The sequence below is a fragment of the Acutalibacter sp. JLR.KK004 genome, from assembly GCF_036941085.1.
Lineage (GTDB): Bacteria > Bacillota > Clostridia > Oscillospirales > Acutalibacteraceae > Acutalibacter.
In genome coordinates this window covers 1,937,102-1,954,163 of the sequence record NZ_JAYMNQ010000001.1, presented here as the reverse complement: position 1 = coordinate 1,954,163, position 17,062 = coordinate 1,937,102, and the positions used below count along the sequence as shown (strand labels likewise).

The window sequence follows — 17,062 nt, the reverse complement described above, 5'->3', positions numbered from 1 at the left end:
TTATCGGTTATTCAGTTCCGCGTATTGAAGTAAATTGCGGCACAGGTACATGACCAGCAGGGATAGGGGCACATTGACGGCTGTCATTCCCAGGAACATGCCGGCAAACCCAAAGGACTCTGGCAGCAGGAACATCAGGCCGATGCCAGCCGCAATCCCAGGCAGGGCCATTACAATCAGCGCCAGGAAGTAGAAGAACAAGACCATCATTTTGGAAGAAACCGAGCCGAACACCCGCTCCACCAAAATATTGCCCGCCGTAAACAGCAGCGAGAAGGAAATCCGCGCCACAATGCACAGCACAACGATTAGCACATCAGCCTTCACCAGCAGCCCTGCGGGCACAAAGATGATAACAGCTTCTATCACGTCTGAAATAAGCGTTTCCTTCATGCAGTACAGCAGCTTTTTCAGAGGCGGTTCAGGCATCAGGTAGATGAAAGGCTTGATAAGCTCCAGGTTGAAGCGGCCCATGCTCTCCGAGAAGATCTGCATGTAGGTAGCCATGGAAAATGTGGCAATAATTGCGGCCCCGGTATCGCCCTCCATGGATTGCTTCATCACAAAGGCAAAGAAGAGGATGATTACCACGAAAATCAGGGACATGTTGGACAGGAAGAATACCCCGGCCCGCCGGTTTTCAATGCGGTGCTTGTAATAGAGGGCGCTGGCGCCCCAGCCATTGCGGAGGCCAGTCTTGCCCACCTTCACATTCTTGGGCACCAACTCATTGACCTTGCCCTCTTTCTGGGCGGTCACATTGGATTGGGCCAGCTCGGCAGTTTCCAGCACATCCTCATAGTAGTTATTTTTGCAGGTGACAATAAGCACAGCCAGCGCTGCTATCAGCACCAGGCACAGTGCGGCCCCAGCAAGGATCATCGGCATATCCTCTGTAAGAGCGCCTCCGATAATAGCCGCTGACCAGCCCCCAGCTGGGAACAGCATTCCCGGGAAGGAGGACAGGAAAGAAGCACAACTGTCCATGGCGCTATAGAAATCCTTTCCGCCGGAAAGCAGGGGGAGGAGGGAGTCCCGGCAGGTGTAAGCCATCCACACAAGGTAAAGGGCCGCTATAGCATAAATGCATATCCGCAGCGTAGTGGTGGCGTTTTCCTTGCCGCTGGTGCGGCTGTAGATGGCCATGGAGCAGAAGGCAGCCAGGAAAATGCAGATGGCAAACCCCAGGATAATCAGTGCCATATGCCCCCAGGTGATGCCAAACGCCACCTTCAGCCAGCCATACTGGAACGCCAGAACCAAGGCCATCACCAGGGAAAGCCCTAACTGCCGCATAAGCCCGTATACCAGCACCCGGTTAGGGTGCAGGGGGGCAGGGAAGAGAAGGGTCACGTCCGACAAGGTGAACATAGGTGTTTTGGCAGAATTGCCCCCGGTTGCCAGTGCCATCAGGAACGTGAAGCTGTAGAACAAAGTGAGCATGGCAGTAAGCTGGTACATGGGCTGGGGCGTTTCCAGCTCCTGGCCGCTGCGGCCCATAACGGAAAAAATCAGGAGGGCCAGCATTATCACCACGTAAGTCAGCTTCGCCGGGGAGTGCAGCAAATCTTTTATCTGGTTTTTCAGCTTTGTGCGTGTCAGATACCCCAAGGCGTTTCTCATAGGGACTCGCCTCCCTCAGGAGCTTTGCCTTCGGTAATCTGGAAAAACAGCTCCTCCAAATCCTGGCCCTCTGTGCCGTCGTTATACCGGGTGGCGGCAAACCGCCCGCCTATCATAATGTTTGCCACATCCCAATAGTCCTCCACACTGTCTATCATGTGGGTGCTGATAAGCACAGAGCAGCCGCTCTGTTTCAATTCCCGGAAAATAGCCTTCAATTCTTTGATGGCATGGGGATCCAGACCCACAAGAGGCTCGTCAAAAATAGCCACCCTGGGCTTGTGGCACAAGGCGCAGCAGATGGAAAGCTTCTGCTGCATACCCTTGGAAAGCTCCTTGCCCAGCTTATCCTTTTTGTCCCACAGCTCCAGCCGCTCCAGAAGCTGCTGGGTGTAGGCTTCATCCTCCACCTTATAGGCCCGGCGGATGAACTCCAGATGCTCTTCCACTGTCAGCAGGTCGTAAACAGCGGGCATCTCCGGTATGTACCCCAACTGCCGCTTGGCTTCTGTTGAAGTGTTTACAAGGCCGTTGATTTCAATGCGCCCGGTAAAGCGCAAAAGGCCTGTAATGCATTTGATGATGGTGGATTTCCCCGCGCCGTTTGGCCCCAGCAGGATGCCAATCTGCCCGTCCCCTACGGCAAAACTGATATTGTCGTTTGCCAAGGTTTTCCGATACTTCTTTGTTACACCGCTAATGGATAGCATAGCAAAATAACCCCCTTCTCCTTTTTGCCAAGACAGGTTTGCCTGCCTTGGAAGCTCCATTCCCTTCTTGGCACGATATTATTATAATATCATATAAATATCGTGTCAAGAGCCAGCCGCAAAAAACATAATAAATAGAGCGTCCTGTCCTATTTTACTGCAAACACACAGGCCATGCAAGAAAGTTAAAAAAATCGTAAGGTTTTTGACAGATATATCATGGGAAAGTTTTTCTAAGCATACCGGCGGCAAAACCGGGCAGGCTACAAAAAGACCACCATGAAAGGATGATGCAGCATGGAGAAACAAATTCCCGGCATGGACAGGGCCGCCCAATCCTATTTCAATACCTTGCCTGTTATTCTGCAGGAGCAGATTATCCAGAGCGGTGCAAAGCTTTGCACCAAGGCCCAACTGGAAAGCTATTGCAAAAATGCCCTGACCCCAGCAGGCTGGAAAAACCTGCAGGAAAGCAGCGGACAGTGAATGGCAAAAAGCAGGCGCGCCGCCATAAAAGGGACGCGCCTGCTTTTATAGTTAACGCAATTCAAAAGAGGTAGAAACCTTCTTTTGAACCAGACGGCTCAGCCGCTCAACCTGAAAACCGGGATGTACCGATTTTCAAGTGCGTTTACGATATATGCCTGCCGCCCTTCTTCCGCAGCTCCTGGAAAAAATCCTGCAGCAGGGCGCGGCATTCTTCTTCCAGAAAACCCCGGTAAAGCTCCGGGCGGTGGCTGATGGGCAGGGAAAAGAGATCACAGGCTGTGCCAGTGCATCCAGCTCTGGGATCGTCCGGGCCATATACCACTGTGTCTATATGGGCGTTGATAATGGCCCCTGTACACATAGGGCAAGGCTCCAGGGTTACATAAAGCTGGCACCCCTGGAGCCTCCAGCTTTTCAAAGCGGAGCAGGCCTGGTGTATTGCCTCCAGCTCCGCATGAGCCAGGGCCGTTTGGGCGGATTCCCGGCGGTTCCGGCCCCGGCCTATCACCTGGCCTTCCTTTACCACCACCGCCCCCACAGGCACTTCCCCTGCCAGGCCTGCCTCCATGGCAAGGGCAAGGGCCTCCAGCATATATTCTCTTTTGGGGATAAAGGCCAGTTCCATGGATTTACACCAGAAGTACGATAAAGTACACTGCCACAATAGCCGCAAGCGCCCAGAACAGGGGGGCTTTTGCAATAGCCGCTGCGGCGCGCCCAAAGCTTAGGAGCTGTTGTGGGCCGTCATACTGGGGGGAACGGCGGGTGATGAAGATTCTGCGGTAGAAAATCAGTAGCAGAAGCAGGCTGAGTCCCCCCAGCCCCAGCAGGGAAAGCTCCAGTACGGCAGAGAACAGATCCGGATTTTGAGGGCAAATAAGCCCGCTGTAACGGGTGAGGATGACAGCCCCGTTATTTATCATGTGTATCCAGATAGTCAGCCACAGGTTGTTCGTGTGGGCATAGAGAAAGCCCAGTACCAGCCCGGCGTTTATAGCAAATACCACTGTGCCAAGTTCCAGATGGGCCAGCCCGAAAAGCAGGGCAGAGGCGGCAACGGAAAACCCAATGCCATATTTGCGCAGGGTGCCGATGAAAATCCCCCTGTCCATGACCTCCTCTAGCATAGGGCCTAAAACAGCGATGGTGGCAAAGTCTATGAGGAATCCCAGCCAAGTGCCTATATCCTCGCTGGTTTCCAGCACCGTTGGCTGGTAGTCTGCACCTTCCAGTACTGTGTAAAGGATATTTGCAAGGATATTGCCCAGAATCATCAGGGCTGAACCTGCCAGCACGCATAGAAGGCTGGGGAAAAAGCCGGTCTTTTGGAATTTCAGGTAATCTGCTGTGTTTTTGCGTCCTGCCACGAAGAACAGGAAGGGGACAAGGCCGGTGGAAAGCACCACAATAAGGCTGGTAATCATAGACATGCCATAGCTGTCAGAGGCGAAAAGGTTTATCCCCAGAACAACGCACAGGATGCCTAAGATATACCCCCATCCGGCTGAAAGGGCCATCTGGGCCAGGGCCAGCAGGGACATGCGGTTCATATCCCTGCTGGCGGCTTTCCCCAGCGGATCCTTTACCGGCCCAGGCCCCGTAAAGACAGGGGGGGCAGGTTGGGCAGGCTGCGGGTAATAGCAGGGCTGGATCCAGCCCTGTGCAGGGGGGACGGAATACCCCTGGGGCGCAGCCCCGGGCACAGCGCTCTGTGGGGGATAGTACCCCTGGGGCGCAGCCCCGGGCACAGCGCCCTGCGGAGGATAGTACCCCTGGGGCGCAGCCCCGGGCACAGCGCCCTGTGGGGGATAGTACCTCTGGGGCGCAGCCCCGGGCACAGCGCCCTGCTGGGGATAGTACCCCTGAGGCGTGGCCCCGGGCGCAGCGCCCTGCTGGGGACAGTACCCCTGAGGCGTGGCCCCGGGCACAGCGCCCTGCGGGGGATAATATCCCTGAGGCGCAGGAGGTGGATAGGGATTAGTCATAGGCTTTTCCTCCCAGTTTTACAGGATACCGCAGACCTTTTGCACATAGTCCGCCGGGTTGTCCAGGGCAATGCCCTCAATGAGCAGGGCCTGATCGTATAAAATCTCCGCGTACAGCTTTAGTTTGTCCTTGTCCGCCTCATAAAGGCTCTGCAGCTTTGTGAACAGGGGATGTTCCGGGTTCAGTTCCAGCACCCGCTGGGCCTTGATTTTCTCCTGGGCAGGCATGGCGTTGAGCACCTTTTCCATTTCAGTGGAAATCATCCCGTCTGTAGAGATGCATACTGGATGGCTTTTCAGCTTGGCGGAAACCTTCACTTCCTTCACCTTGTCCCCCAAAGCCTCTTTCATTGCTGCCAGCATGTCCTTGTGATCCTCTGAAAGCTTCTGGGTCTTTTCCTTTTCTTCAGGGTTTTCCAGATCCAGGTCATCAGAAGCGATATTTTTAAATTCTTTCTCGTTATATTTTTCCAGCACCCGCAGGGCAAATTCGTCCACGTTGTCTGTCAGGCACAGGATTTCATAGCCTTTTTCCAAAATGGCCTCAGCCTGGGGCAGGCTTAAGATCCGTTCTGGGGTTTCGCCGCAGCCATAATAAATAACAGGCTGATCCGCTGGCATCCTGTCGGTGTATTCCTGGAGGGTGGCAAGCTTTTTCTCCTTGGAGGTGGTGAACAGCACCAGATCCTTCAGCTCGTCCTTTTTGGCGCCGTAATCGTTATACATGCCAAACTTTAGCTGCAGGCCAAAGCTTTTCCAAAATTCTTCATACTTTTCCCGGTCATTCGTGAGCATGGATTTCAGTTCGCTGGCAATTTTTTTCTCCAGCCGCCCGGCAATCAGCTTGAGCTGCCTGTCGTGCTGGAGCATTTCCCGGGAGATGTTCAGGGACAAATCCTGGGAATCCACCAGGCCCTTTACGAAGCTGAAGCAGTCCGGCAGCAGATCCCCGCATTTCTCCATAATCAGCACGCCGCTGGCGTAGAGCTGCAGGCCCTTTTCAAACTCCCGGGTGTAGTAATCCATAGGCGGGGTTTTGGGGATGAACAGCAAAGCGCTGTATGTGGCGGCGCCCTCAGTGGAGGTGCGGATTATCCGCAGGGGATCCTGCCAGTCGTAGAACTTCTCCTTATAGAAAGCGTGCATCTCCTCATCAGACACTTCGCTTTTGGCCTTCTTCCAAATGGGCACCATGCTGTTTAAGGTGTCTGTTTCAAAGTATGTCTCATACTCCGGCTCCTTCCCCTCTGTACCTGTGCCCTCTTTCAGGCGGCTTTTCTGCATCTCCATGCGGATGGGGTAGCGGATATAGTCGGAATAGCGCTTTACAAGCTGGCGCACCCGGTATTGGTCGGCAAACTCGGTATACTTTTCGTCCTCTGTGTCCTCCTTCAGCCAAAGGGTGACGGTGGTGCCATGCTCGGCTTTATCGCAGGGGGCAATTTCATACCCTTCCAGGCCCGCGGATTCCCAGCAGTAGGCGCTGTCCGCCCCAAAGGCCCGGCTTTCCACCCGCACCCGGCTGCTTACCATAAAGGCGGAATAGAACCCCACGCCGAACTGGCCGATAATATCCACGTCCTCTTTCTGTTCCTTTTCGGTCTTAAACTGCAAAGATCCGCTTTTGGCAATAACCCCCAGGTTTGCGTCCAGCTCCTCCTGGGTCATACCCACGCCGTTGTCAGAGATGGTGATGGTGCGCGCCTCCTTGTCCGCGTCAATGCGGATGAAGAAGTCCTCCCGGGAAAGGCCTGTGGCCCCATCCTCCAGGGTGCGGTAATAAAGCTTGTCTATGGCGTCGCTGGCATTGGAGATAAGCTCCCGCAAAAAGATTTCCTTGTGGGTGTAGATGGAGTTTATCATCAAGTCCATCAGCCGTTTTGATTCTGCCTGAAATTCCTTTAAAGCCATGTGCTGAAAACTTCCTTTCCCATTCTCATGATGTTTTTATTGTAATACAATTTTCTGTTTTGTGCAAGTCCTGGCAGGGAGGGGGGAGTGTCCGAACACGCAGTTTATATCTACGGTGCACACCTATGGGGCTTTGCCCCAAACCCCACAACCCCTTTTAAAAGAAGGGGAAACATTCCCCTTGGGAATGTTTTGATCCTAAAACCAATAAAGCCGGGTCTGCCATATTGTCTCCTGCAGCAGCATAAGGGAGCATTCCTGTAAGAAAACAAGGGCAGGCGTGGATTCCTCCAAACCTGCCCTCTTTTCTATGCTGCTTATCCTATATTATTAGTACATCCCGCCCATGTCGGGTGCGGCAGGAGCTGCCGGAGCAGGCTCCTTAATATCTGCCACCAGGGACTCGGTGGTGAGGATGGTGGAAGCCACAGAGGAAGCGTTCTGCAGAGCGGAACGGGTCACCTTGGTGGGATCCACAATGCCAGCTTCAATCATGTCCTGGAACTCGCCAGTCAGAGCATTGTAGCCATAGCCTACCTTCTGCTCCTTCTTAATGGCCTCTACAATGACAGAGCCTTCGATGCCAGCGTTCATGGCAATCTGGCGCACAGGCTCCTCCAGAGCCTTCAGCACGATAGCAGCGCCAGTCTTTTCGTCGCCCTGGGCTTCCTCTACATACTTCTGTACAGCAGGGATAGCGTCGATAAGGGCGGTGCCGCCGCCGGAAACAATGCCTTCCTCCACAGCAGCCTTGGTTGCGGCCAGTGCGTCCTCAATGCGCAGCTTCTTTTCTTTCATCTCAACATCGGTAGCAGCGCCAACCTTGATAACAGCCACGCCGCCAGCCAGCTTAGCCAAGCGCTCCTGCAGCTTTTCCTTGTCAAACTCGGAGGTAGTGGTTTCAATCTGGGAACGGATCTGGCCTACGCGGGCCTTGATATCCTCAGAGGAGCCAGCGCCGTTGACGATGATGGTGTTTTCCTTGTCCACCTTTACCTGGTGTGCAGAGCCAAGCTGGCTAAGCTGTGCGTCTTTCAGCTCCAGGCCCAGTTCCTCGGAAATGACCTGCCCGCCGGTGAGGGTGGCGATGTCTACCAGCATCTCCTTGCGGCGGTCGCCAAAGCCGGGAGCCTTAACGGCTACGCAGGTAAAGGTGCCCCGCAGGCGGTTGAGGATGAGGGTGGTAAGGGCTTCACCTTCAATATCCTCAGCGATGATCAGCAGCTTCTTGCCAGACTGTACAACCTGCTCCAGCAGGGGGAGGATTTCCTGGATGTTGGAAATCTTCTTGTCTGTGATGAGGATAGCAGGATCGTCCAGCTCTGCCACCATCTTGTCAGTATCGGTAGCCATATAGGGGGAAATGTAGCCCCGGTCGAACATCATGCCTTCTACCACTTCGCACTGGGTTTCAGCGGTTTTGCCCTCTTCTACGGTGATAACGCCGTCGGAAGTCACCTTCTCCATAGCGTCGGCAATGAGCTGGCCAATTTCATCGCTGCTGGAGGAAACCGCTGCCACGCGGGCAATGTCCTTTGTGCCGGAAACCTTCACGGAATTCTTCACAATAGCGTCAACAGCAATGTTTGTGGCCTTCTGTACGCCGCCCCGCAGCACCATGGGGTTTGCCCCTGCGGTGACGTTCTTCATGCCTTCCCGCACCAGTGCCTGGGCCAGCAGGGTGGCAGTGGTGGTGCCGTCGCCGGCAATATCGTTGGTCTTGGTGGCAACCTCTTTTACAAGCTGTGCGCCCATGTTCTCAAAAGCGTCCTCCAGCTCCACTTCCTTGGCGATGGTTACGCCGTCGTTGGTGATAAGGGGAGAGCCGAACTTTTTGTCCAGCACCACATTGCGGCCCTTAGGCCCCAGGGTGATTTTCACAGTGTCAGCAAGCTGGTTCACGCCGCTGAGAAGGGCCTTGCGGGCATCCTCCCCATAGATGATTTTCTTAGCCATAGTATATCGTCCCTTTCCTGTATCAAAATGTATTTTTCAAACGATTTGAGAACGGAGCCTTAGTCCTCCACCACTGCCAGGATGTCAGACTGCTTGACAATGGTGTACTCCTCGCCGTCTACCTTCACTTCTGTGCCGGTATACTTGGCGGAAATTACCCGGTCGCCTTCCTTGAGATACATCTTGATTTCCTTGCCGTCTACCTCGCCGCCGGGGCCAACTGCCACCACCCGGGCAATCTGGGGCTTCTCCTGGCTTTTGGCAGCCAGCACAATGCCGCTCTTGGTAGTCTCCTCGGCTTCCTCGGTTTTGATGAGCACTCTGTCCAGAAGAGGTTTCACTTTCATAATTCGTCACCTTCAGGCCCTGTTTTAAACGGGCCAATCCTTTCTCCCCGGCGCTATCGTTTTCGCGCCTGCCGGGGAAAGGCGTGAAAACCGCGGGAACCCGCGAAAAAATCAACACAGAAATTTGTTTTAGCACTCGTGAATCTCAAGTGCTAACACATATTCTAGCTACATGGTCAGGAAAAGTCAATACCCTTTCCCCATATTTTTTGACTTTTAACAAATCTTTCATAAATTTCCAGGCAAAAGGCTTTTAAATCAAAAAAAGAAGCCGAAGCATACGCTTTCAGCTTCTCTTACGGTACTGCCGCACAAGGTGCGTGATAACCATAGCCGCCCCGCCAATCAGCAGGTAAATGAACACATAGATCAGGATGGAGGCATCCCAGCCCGTTATAAACAGGCACGCCCCCAGCCAGTAGAGCAGCGCCGCCAGCAAAGGCGCATACCAGAAGCGCCTCATGTCCCACCCGGCGGCAATGCCAATCCCCAGCGCGAAAAGGGGATTGATAAGCAGGAACAGGAGCACAACAGCCCCCAGGAACGCGTCAGAGGGCAGAAAGGAAACCAGCCATGGCGGCAGGAGCATGGCCCCCGCGCAGGGCAGGACTATTTTCAGGTGCTTATACCATGTCTTTTTCATGAGGGGCTTCTCCTGGCTTTAAGCCAATAAATTTTCGGATGAAATAGCAGAGGAGCATGCCGCCTGCTCCCAGCAGAAGGTACAGTGCCAGCAGCTTCAGAAGCATTTCCGTCAGCAAGACCCGTCCGTATAGGCTGAGGAAAAAGCAGAGGGACACGAGGGCCGGCACATACCAGTACCGCCTGACGTTCTTTCCCGCCCCGGCCCCCAGCCCCAACGCGAAAAGGGGGATGGAGGTGATGGGAGGGAAACAGAACAGGACAAAGCTTACAGGCCCTTCCCGGACTATCAGCATAGCCAGAAGGGGCAGATAGACACAGGCGGCCGCAGCCAGAACAAAAAGCAGGTGGGGGCAAAGCTTTTTCATAAAAACCTCCTTTTGGGACAAAGGAAAGGCTTTATTCGTGGCGCAGAGCGTCAATGGGGTTTAAGTTGGAAGCCTTTACAGAAGGCAGCAGCCCGAAAAGGATGCCGATAGCCATGGAGAAAATCACCGCCAGGATGATGAAGGGGATGCTGATAGACACCGGGGCAGAGGTAAGATGGGAGATAAGCTCTGCCATGCCAATACCCGCGCCCACGCCCAAAAGCCCGCCCAAGCCTGTGAGCACAGCGGCTTCCGTCAGAAACTGCCACAGAATCCGGCCTTTTTTTGCGCCGATGGCCTTTTTTAGGCCTATTTCCCTGGTGCGCTCTGTAACAGACACCAGCATGATGTTCATAACGCCGATACCGCCCACCAAAAGGGAGATACTGGCTATCCAGATAAGCTGCTGGTTAGTGGCGTTGTTTAAATCCTGCAGCTCCTGGGCCTGCTTTAATGTGTCCTCCGACTTATAAAGCACCCTTTCGCTGGTAACCTGGCTGTTCAGCAGGGCCGCTACAGCCTCGCCCACAGTGGACATGGCCTCTGTGTGGGACACCTGTACGGCTATTTCCTGGGGCTCGTCATAGGCGAAAAAGGAGGGCCAGATATTTTCCGGCACAAACACAGACCCGCCGGTCTGGGCGCCGGCATAGGTGTAGTAATCCTCAATGGTATTGATAATCGGCTCGAATTTCCTGTCAGGCTCCACCACGCCCACCACCACCAGCGCGGTGGACTTGAACTCAATGGTCTTGCCAATGGGGTCGGTGCCCTGGAAGAACATCTGGGCGGCGCTGGTGTCCAGAATGGCCACATGCCGGAAGTCGGTAAAATCCCTGGGCACAAAGGCCCGGCCTTTTTTCACAGAATAGCTGCAGGTGGAAAAATAGGCGTTGTCAATGCCGTATATCTCGCAGCCGGATATTTCCGTGTTGCTATAATAGAAGGAGCTGTCGTAGCTGGTGCGGCGGTTGTAAGCGGCGGCAGACACCACGTCAGGCAGATCCAAAATGGCGTTATACACGTCGCTGCTTACAGGGAGCACCCCCTCGGGGATACCCTCAAACTCCATCTGGTAGGGGCTGTCATATTCCTGTTGGTAAAGCTGCACCCGGGTTACGTTATTGCCAGAGCCTATCAGGTTCTGCTTAATCTGCTCGTTGGTGCCCTTGATGGTGGACACGATGGAAATAATGGCGGCAATGCCGATAATGATACCCAGCATGGTTAAAAAGGAGCGCATCTTGTGGGACCAGATGCCCTGAAAGGACAGGCGTATATTCTCAATCAAGGATGACTCCCCCTCCGTTTTCTGTTTCAAAATAGGTGCCGTTTTCATCCCGGCCTGTAATAACAGCCCCATCCGGCAGGTTAGGCTCCACAATGCCGGGGGTCTCCGTCCCGTCCCCGCTGCTTTCTTCCTCCAGGGTGCTGGCGTCTCCTTCTGTAGCAGAGGGCAGGCTTTCGCCAGCTCCGCTTTCCAGCAGGCTGCTGCCTTCGCCCTGCTCCCCTTCCTCAGGGTAGGGGGGATCTTCGCTGTCCTGCAGGATGACCCGCACGCCTTCCTTGGTGTCAACGCCATAGGGGAAGGCAATGAAATCCTCAGCAGTCAGGCCGGACTTTATCTCCAGATAGCTGCCGCTGTAAATGGTTTTGCCTGTCTGCACATACTGCTTGTGCAGGCGGTTGTCGCGGCCTGCCTTCATAACATAGAAGCCCGCGTCGTCTTCCCGCAGGTAGGGCTTATCCAGATAGAGGGCGCCGCCATCCGCTGTGTCCTGCACGTTCATGGTAATTTCCACTCCCATGCCATTTTCCAGGCTGTCGTCCCCGTCCTCTACCACAGCGGTAAACTCATAGCTGGAGCTGTTGGGATTTCCCGCGCCGTAATAGCCGTATCCCGAGGAATTGTCCATAGGGAAGTCGGAGATGCTGACAATCTGGGCAGAGTAGCTCATGCCGTTCATCCAGGACATAGCGCTCACTGTGTCCCCTACAGCTATGCTGCCCAGCAGGCCCTCGCTCAAAGAGCCGGAAATATAGAACTTGTCATCCCCGGACACCACCATAAAGGGCTTGCTTTCTGCCACAGCCAGCTCCAGGTCTATCAAAGTGCGCACCCGCCCATCCACATTGCTGAGAACAGTGGAATTGTCCAGGGCGCGCTGGGCGATTTCCAGGTTCAGCTTAGCCTGCTTCAAGGCATACTGCAAATCCCGGATTTCCGTCTTTTTCTTTTCTATCTCTTCCTTTAGCTGGGAGGAGGTATATCCCATGTCATCGTAATTGTTGGGGTTCGGCGTGGGGGTGGGGGTAGCGTCCAGAAGCACATCCTGGATGTCCTCCATGGTGCTGTCCTCTAAGGGGGCCATTGTCTGAATAATGGCGGAAAGCTGGGTGCCGTCCAGCTTGAAGGAGGAGATAAGGCTCCCGTAATTGGAGTTCCCTTCGCGCACCTCGAAAATGGCCGCGAAAGGGGAAGCCAGTTCATTCCCTGCAGGCTCCGCCTGGGAAGGCGTAGCATCCGGCGCTTCGCTGGAGGGTTCATCCCCGTCCGGCTCCGGGCTGGAACCAGGCCCCGGCGTTGGATCCGGCATATCCTCCTGCCCTGCTCCCAGCAGCAGCATTAAAAATTCCTTTGTCATCACGCACCCGTCTGTGCAGAGAAACACATAAGGGTCGCTGGAGGTGCCGCTGCCCGAGTAGGGGAGGGAGGTTTCATCCAAACGGCTGTAAAGGGTTACATCGGCCGGCGGGATGGCGGTAGGCCCCGGGGTGGGAGTGGGGGTAGGGGTCGGCCGGTTTGTGGGCCGTTGGGTGGGTCTGGGTGTGACTACCGGCTTTGCAGTGGAGGAAGGCTTTGTATTCTGCAGCTTTTTCAACTGCTTCTGCGCCTCGTCAATTTTCAGCTCCGTCTGTTTCACAGCCAGCTCCTTGGCCTCCACGTCCAGCTCCAGCTTGGCCTTGTCGTATTGCAGCAGGGGATCTCCAATGTGGACCTCCTGCCCCTCGGACACAAAGACCTCTGAAATAACCTTGTCGGAGGTGGGGAAAATCTCCTGCATATAGTCGCTGAGGATGGTGCCCGAGGAGGTTGCCTGATCCCCCCAATAGGAAGTGGAGAGATAGCTGACCGGCATAACCTCCACGGTTTTCTGATCATTGCGGTACTGTATAAAAAACCATGTCCCCAGCAGGGCGGCAGTAACCACCACCAGCGTGATGGAAATGATGAGTATCCTGTTCCGCAGCTTTTTATTCTGCCCTTGCGCTTTCAAATGCTTGCTCATAGGGTGTGCAGGACTCCTTTCTGTTGCCCGGCCTTACAGGGCCGTATCCTGTCCCGGCAGGGGGACGGGGGTTGTAACCTCCGTGGGGATGGGGCTGCCAAAGCTGCCCTCTGAAACATCCCCTTCCGGGGGAGAATCCGTCAAAGGTTTTCCCTGCGCGTCCACCAGCCTGCCGTCCCGGATGTGCAGGGTGCGCTTTGCGTGGGCGGCAATTTCCGGTTCGTGGGTAATCATCACAATGGTCACGCCCTCTTCGTTGAGGCGCTGGAATATTTCCATAATCTGCTCGCCGGATTTCGTGTCCAAAGCGCCGGTAGGCTCGTCTGCCAGCAAAATTTTAGGGCTGTTTACAATGGCCCTGGCGATGGCTACCCGCTGGCACTGCCCACCGGAAAGCTGGGTGGGCTTGAAGCCGGTGCGATCCCCCAGCCCAACCCGCTCCAGGGCCTGCCGCGCCATTTCCTGGCGCTCCCGGCGGCGCACCCCGGCATACAGCAGGGGCAGGGCCACGTTGTCCTGGGCAGACTGCCTGGACAGCAGGTAAAAGCTTTGGAACACAAAGCCAATGCTGTGCAGGCGCACATCTGACATTTTTGAGTCTCCCAGCCCGGCAATGTCCTCCCCCTCCAGCAGGTAGGCTCCGGAGGTGGGAGCGTCCAGGCATCCAATAATGTTCATCAGGGTTGTTTTGCCGGAGCCGGAAGGCCCCATAATCGCCAGATATTCCCCTTCCTCCACAGAGAGGGAAATGTCCTTGAGCACAGGCACCTCCATGCGCCCCTGCAAATAGGTTTTGCAGATATTCCGCAGTTCCAGCATCATAAGCGGTCAAACCGGGGCGCGGGCTTCCCCGCACCGTTCCTTTCAAAAGATTCAAACAGTCTCCGTCCAGCAGGCTCACCGCAGCAGGGACAAATTTCCAGGGGAAGCCGCCTGCACCCCGCCGCCATCGGCGGGGGCGTCCGCGCTTTCATACAAAGCGCCATCTTCCGATACAACAGCGCTGTCATCCTCAGCGGCGCCGCCTTCTTCTTCCCCGCCTTCAGGAAGGATTTCTCCTTCAGGAACCACGCCTTCAGGCGTCACGTCCATGCCAGGGTCAAGCATCCCGCCGTTGTCAAAGTCTGTCCCCGGCATAGTGGGATCCTCCCCCTCAGCCTGCTGGGAGGCGTCCATGGTGGTCGGCCCGCCAGGCACCAGATTGTCGCTGGGATAGGCGATATAGTCCAGGGTGGAAAGCCCGCCGGTTATTTCATACAGATCGTTCGCCGAATCATATTCCCCTAATGTGACCATGCGCCGTTCCAGCTTCTCATTTTCATCCCTGGCCCAAACAAAGCTGCCAGTGTCATCGTGGGCCACATAGGAAGCGGGGAGCCACAGCCCGGCCTTAGAGGCGCTGTCGCCCATGTCCGGCTCGATATACACATGCTGGCCTAAAAGCAGGCCGTCCAGATCGGAAAGCAGCACGTAGAAATCATACTTGGAGCTTTGCTGCCCGGAGTCGCTCCCATAATACATCATGCTGTTATTCTGATCCTTGGTAGGCTCTCGGTCGATGGTTTCCACTGTGCCAGGCCATGTCTGCTCTTCGTCCACCCGGGAATGCACCACCACAGCCTGCCCCTCATAGAGGGCGTTGATGTTCAGTTCTGAAACAGTCCCCTTAATGCGGAACTCCCCGGAGGAGAGGATGCTTATAAAAGGGGCTGGCTGACCGCTGGCGTCGGTTTTGGGGGTGGTGTTTATCTCCTGGATAATGCCCTCGGCCTCGGAAAGCACCTGGGCGTTCTGCAGGGAATGGTTGAGCTTGTCAATCTCGCTTTTCTTCACTGAACTGCTGTATTCCTCATTTTTAATCTGCAGCTCCACAGACTGTATCTGCACCGTATAGGAATACTCCTCGTCCTTGCCGGCCTTCTTCTTCAAAGCCTCCAAATCGGTTTTCTGCTTTTGCAGGGTGCTGATCTGGTTGGAGATGCCCTCCAGCTCCAGTTCTGCCTGCTTTAAGGAAAGCTGCATTTCATCGGTGTCATAGGCAAACAAGGGGTCGCCGATATGTACCTCGTCCCCCTCCTCCACCAGCACCTGGGCCACAGTCTTGTTTTCATCCTTATTGACCTTGGTAATCTTCTGCGGCTCCACGATGCCGGAATACCGGGGCACAGCGCCGCTGTTCATGCCGGCAATAGAGGAGACAGAGTTTACATAAGCGGGGGTGGCGTTCTGGGCGGTAAGGAAATCCCTCAGCCACAGGAACCAGAAGCACACGGAGAATACCGCCAGGACTGCCAGGGTACTGAACACGATAATGAGGGGCTTTTTCTTGTTTTTCATAGCAAACGCCGCGCGGTACGCAAAGCCAGGCGGTTCTGCCTGCTGGTACCGCTCCTTCCTTTCGTATTTTCACAGGTCGCCCGTTTTAAAGCAAGGGCAAAACCACAAACAGCATTTCTGCATACTTTTATATTATACCCCCCAAAGGCCGCTATGGCAATGTTTTTTTGCGCCATTCACGCATTGTTAAGAATTTAGAAATATATGAACAGGCACAAACCCTTGGATAAGCACCAGAGGAAGCCACAAGCAGGGGTGCTGGCACAGGAAGCCTCCATTGACAAAACAGGGCGGGGGAGAGTATGATGGAAGCGGTATAACGCGGCGGCGAAAAACAGAACCGCCCAGGAAAGGAATGAGCGTGAATGGAACAGACAGCCCGCAGTATGACAGACCTGATAGGCAATACCCCCCTGCTGGAGGCCAGCCGCTTCCTGGCGGGGCAGGGCGGATGCAGGCTTTTAGCCAAGCTGGAATACCTGAATCCGGCAGGCAGTGTAAAGGATCGCGCGGCCCTGTACATGATAGAGGATGCAAAGCGTACAGGAAGGCTCCGCCCCGGCGGGCTTATCATTGAGCCAACCTCCGGCAACACAGGCATTGGCCTGGCGGCAGTGGCGGCAGCCTGGGGCTACAGGGTGCTGCTCACCATGCCGGAAACCATGAGCATGGAGCGCCGGGCCTTATTGAAGGCTTATGGGGCGCAAATTGTGCTGACTCCTGGGGAAAAGGGCATGGCAGGGGCCATTGAAAGGGCAGAGGAGCTGCAAAGGGAAAATCCAGGCAGCATCCTGGCCGGCCAGTTTGTAAATCCCGCCAATGCCCAGGCCCATTATGAAACCACCGGCCCGGAGCTTTGGAGGCAGGCTGGAGAGAAAATAGACGTGTTTATTGCCGGGGTGGGCACAGGCGGCACCATCACAGGCGTCGGGCGGTATCTGAAAGAGCAGAACCCGCAAATTGAGGTGGTGGCAGTGGAGCCGGCAGGATCCCCGGTGCTCTCCGAGGGAAAGGCAGGCCCCCACGGCCTTCAGGGGATTGGGGCAGGCTTTGTGCCGGATTTGCTGGACACAGGCGTCTATGACCGGGTGCTGGCTGTCACCGAGGAAGAGGCCTATGGTGCCAGCCGGGCTTTTGCCACCAGGGAGGGTGTTCTGGTAGGAATATCTTCTGGCGCGGCCCTCAGCGCCGCGAAAACCCTTGCAGGGGAAAGCGCCTATCAGGGCAAGACGCTGGCGGTGCTGCTGCCCGACACAGGCGACCGGTACCTTTCCACAGCGCTGTTCGGAGAATAATGGTAGGTGTGGCTGTGTTTTGTGCGGATTCTAGGGCTTGTTTGAAAAATCGTAAACACCGTCTTTTTGCCCCAAACGGGACGCATGTATGCGCCTGCGGTTCTCTGTG

At 55.2% G+C, this 17,062-nt stretch carries 15 protein-coding genes; 2 read left to right on the top strand and 13 right to left on the bottom strand.

Features of this window, described 5'->3' with window-relative positions:
• Entirely contained in the window at positions 1 to 1,623 is a 1,623-nt protein-coding gene (locus tag VSQ30_RS10690) for a putative ABC exporter domain-containing protein (RefSeq protein WP_334463988.1), read from the bottom strand.
• Positions 1,620 to 2,333 carry an ABC transporter ATP-binding protein gene (locus VSQ30_RS10685; protein WP_334463986.1) on the bottom strand — a complete coding sequence of 238 codons (714 nt, stop codon included), beginning with the start codon at positions 2,331 to 2,333 and terminating at the stop codon, positions 1,620 to 1,622. Before VSQ30_RS10685 ends, VSQ30_RS10690 begins: the two co-directional genes overlap by 4 nt.
• A 297-nt stretch (positions 2,334 to 2,630) precedes the next feature.
• On the opposite strand from VSQ30_RS10685, the gene VSQ30_RS10680 reads away from it, so the two are divergent.
• Entirely contained in the window at positions 2,631 to 2,819 is a 189-nt protein-coding gene (locus VSQ30_RS10680) for a hypothetical protein (protein ID WP_160642042.1), read from the top strand.
• A gap of 145 nt (positions 2,820 to 2,964) precedes the next feature.
• On the opposite strand, the gene VSQ30_RS10675 is transcribed toward VSQ30_RS10680, so the two are convergent.
• The 11 genes from VSQ30_RS10675 to VSQ30_RS10625 all read right to left on the bottom strand — a co-directional run bounded on the left by VSQ30_RS10675 (position 2,965) and on the right by VSQ30_RS10625 (position 15,658).
• Positions 2,965 to 3,447, bottom strand: a complete 483-nt coding sequence (locus VSQ30_RS10675) for a nucleoside deaminase (RefSeq protein WP_201751209.1) — start codon at positions 3,445 to 3,447, stop codon at positions 2,965 to 2,967.
• 4 nt (positions 3,448 to 3,451) lie between these two features.
• A complete protein-coding gene (locus VSQ30_RS10670) occupies positions 3,452 to 4,807 on the bottom strand; it encodes a CPBP family intramembrane glutamic endopeptidase (protein WP_334463983.1) in 1,356 nt (451 codons plus the stop codon).
• Between the two features lie 18 nt (positions 4,808 to 4,825).
• Positions 4,826 to 6,718 carry a molecular chaperone HtpG gene (gene htpG, locus VSQ30_RS10665; protein WP_334463981.1) on the bottom strand — a complete coding sequence of 631 codons (1,893 nt, stop codon included), beginning with the start codon at positions 6,716 to 6,718 and terminating at the stop codon, positions 4,826 to 4,828.
• A 330-nt stretch (positions 6,719 to 7,048) separates the two neighbouring features.
• The gene (gene groL, locus VSQ30_RS10660) at positions 7,049 to 8,674 is read right to left on the bottom strand and encodes a chaperonin GroEL (RefSeq protein ID WP_160642010.1); all 1,626 of its coding nucleotides are present in this window, start codon (positions 8,672 to 8,674) and stop codon (positions 7,049 to 7,051) included.
• A gap of 59 nt (positions 8,675 to 8,733) precedes the next feature.
• Positions 8,734 to 9,021, bottom strand: coding sequence for a co-chaperone GroES (locus VSQ30_RS10655; protein WP_160642009.1), 288 nt, complete (start codon positions 9,019 to 9,021; stop codon positions 8,734 to 8,736).
• A gap of 286 nt (positions 9,022 to 9,307) precedes the next feature.
• Positions 9,308 to 9,664, bottom strand: a complete 357-nt coding sequence (locus VSQ30_RS10650; RefSeq protein WP_334463977.1) for a DUF2651 family protein — start codon at positions 9,662 to 9,664, stop codon at positions 9,308 to 9,310.
• Entirely contained in the window at positions 9,645 to 10,031 is a 387-nt protein-coding gene (locus tag VSQ30_RS10645) for a hypothetical protein (RefSeq protein WP_160642007.1), read from the bottom strand. The genes VSQ30_RS10650 and VSQ30_RS10645 overlap by 20 nt, the downstream gene beginning before the upstream one ends.
• A 31-nt stretch (positions 10,032 to 10,062) precedes the next feature.
• Entirely contained in the window at positions 10,063 to 11,322 is a 1,260-nt protein-coding gene (locus tag VSQ30_RS10640) for an ABC transporter permease (RefSeq protein WP_334463975.1), read from the bottom strand.
• Positions 11,315 to 13,321, bottom strand: a complete 2,007-nt coding sequence (locus VSQ30_RS20780; RefSeq protein WP_237076182.1) for a biotin/lipoyl-binding protein — start codon at positions 13,319 to 13,321, stop codon at positions 11,315 to 11,317. The genes VSQ30_RS10640 and VSQ30_RS20780 overlap by 8 nt, the downstream gene beginning before the upstream one ends.
• A 33-nt stretch (positions 13,322 to 13,354) precedes the next feature.
• Entirely contained in the window at positions 13,355 to 14,143 is a 789-nt protein-coding gene (locus tag VSQ30_RS10630) for an ABC transporter ATP-binding protein (protein ID WP_334463973.1), read from the bottom strand.
• Positions 14,144 to 14,218: 75 nt separating this feature from the next.
• Positions 14,219 to 15,658 carry an efflux RND transporter periplasmic adaptor subunit gene (locus VSQ30_RS10625; RefSeq protein WP_334463972.1) on the bottom strand — a complete coding sequence of 480 codons (1,440 nt, stop codon included), beginning with the start codon at positions 15,656 to 15,658 and terminating at the stop codon, positions 14,219 to 14,221.
• Between the two features lie 365 nt (positions 15,659 to 16,023).
• Here VSQ30_RS10625 and cysK point away from each other — a divergent pair, with 365 nt between their 5' ends.
• Complete coding sequence (gene cysK / locus VSQ30_RS10620; protein WP_334463970.1) at positions 16,024 to 16,953, top strand: cysteine synthase A; 930 nt, start codon at positions 16,024 to 16,026, stop codon at positions 16,951 to 16,953.
• The last annotated feature ends 109 nt before the right edge of the window (positions 16,954 to 17,062 follow it).

What these genes read in the sequence shown, in the direction of transcription:
- VSQ30_RS10645 (WP_160642007.1), bottom strand. Translation starts at nt 10,031, where the DNA reads ATGAAAAAGCTTTGCCCCCACCTGCTTTTTGTTCTGGCTGCGGCCGCC.
- VSQ30_RS10680 (WP_160642042.1), top strand. Translation starts at nt 2,631, where the DNA reads ATGGAGAAACAAATTCCCGGCATGGACAGGGCCGCCCAATCCTATTTC.
- VSQ30_RS10650 (WP_334463977.1), bottom strand. Translation starts at nt 9,664, where the DNA reads ATGAAAAAGACATGGTATAAGCACCTGAAAATAGTCCTGCCCTGCGCG.
- VSQ30_RS10690 (WP_334463988.1), bottom strand. Translation starts at nt 1,623, where the DNA reads ATGAGAAACGCCTTGGGGTATCTGACACGCACAAAGCTGAAAAACCAG.
- VSQ30_RS10630 (WP_334463973.1), bottom strand. Translation starts at nt 14,143, where the DNA reads ATGATGCTGGAACTGCGGAATATCTGCAAAACCTATTTGCAGGGGCGC.
- VSQ30_RS20780 (WP_237076182.1), bottom strand. Translation starts at nt 13,321, where the DNA reads ATGAGCAAGCATTTGAAAGCGCAAGGGCAGAATAAAAAGCTGCGGAAC.
- groL (WP_160642010.1), bottom strand. Translation starts at nt 8,674, where the DNA reads ATGGCTAAGAAAATCATCTATGGGGAGGATGCCCGCAAGGCCCTTCTC.
- VSQ30_RS10670 (WP_334463983.1), bottom strand. Translation starts at nt 4,807, where the DNA reads ATGACTAATCCCTATCCACCTCCTGCGCCTCAGGGATATTATCCCCCG.
- htpG (WP_334463981.1), bottom strand. Translation starts at nt 6,718, where the DNA reads ATGGCTTTAAAGGAATTTCAGGCAGAATCAAAACGGCTGATGGACTTG.
- cysK (WP_334463970.1), top strand. Translation starts at nt 16,024, where the DNA reads ATGGAACAGACAGCCCGCAGTATGACAGACCTGATAGGCAATACCCCC.
- VSQ30_RS10675 (WP_201751209.1), bottom strand. Translation starts at nt 3,447, where the DNA reads ATGGAACTGGCCTTTATCCCCAAAAGAGAATATATGCTGGAGGCCCTT.
- VSQ30_RS10625 (WP_334463972.1), bottom strand. Translation starts at nt 15,658, where the DNA reads ATGAAAAACAAGAAAAAGCCCCTCATTATCGTGTTCAGTACCCTGGCA.
- VSQ30_RS10655 (WP_160642009.1), bottom strand. Translation starts at nt 9,021, where the DNA reads ATGAAAGTGAAACCTCTTCTGGACAGAGTGCTCATCAAAACCGAGGAA.
- VSQ30_RS10685 (WP_334463986.1), bottom strand. Translation starts at nt 2,333, where the DNA reads ATGCTATCCATTAGCGGTGTAACAAAGAAGTATCGGAAAACCTTGGCA.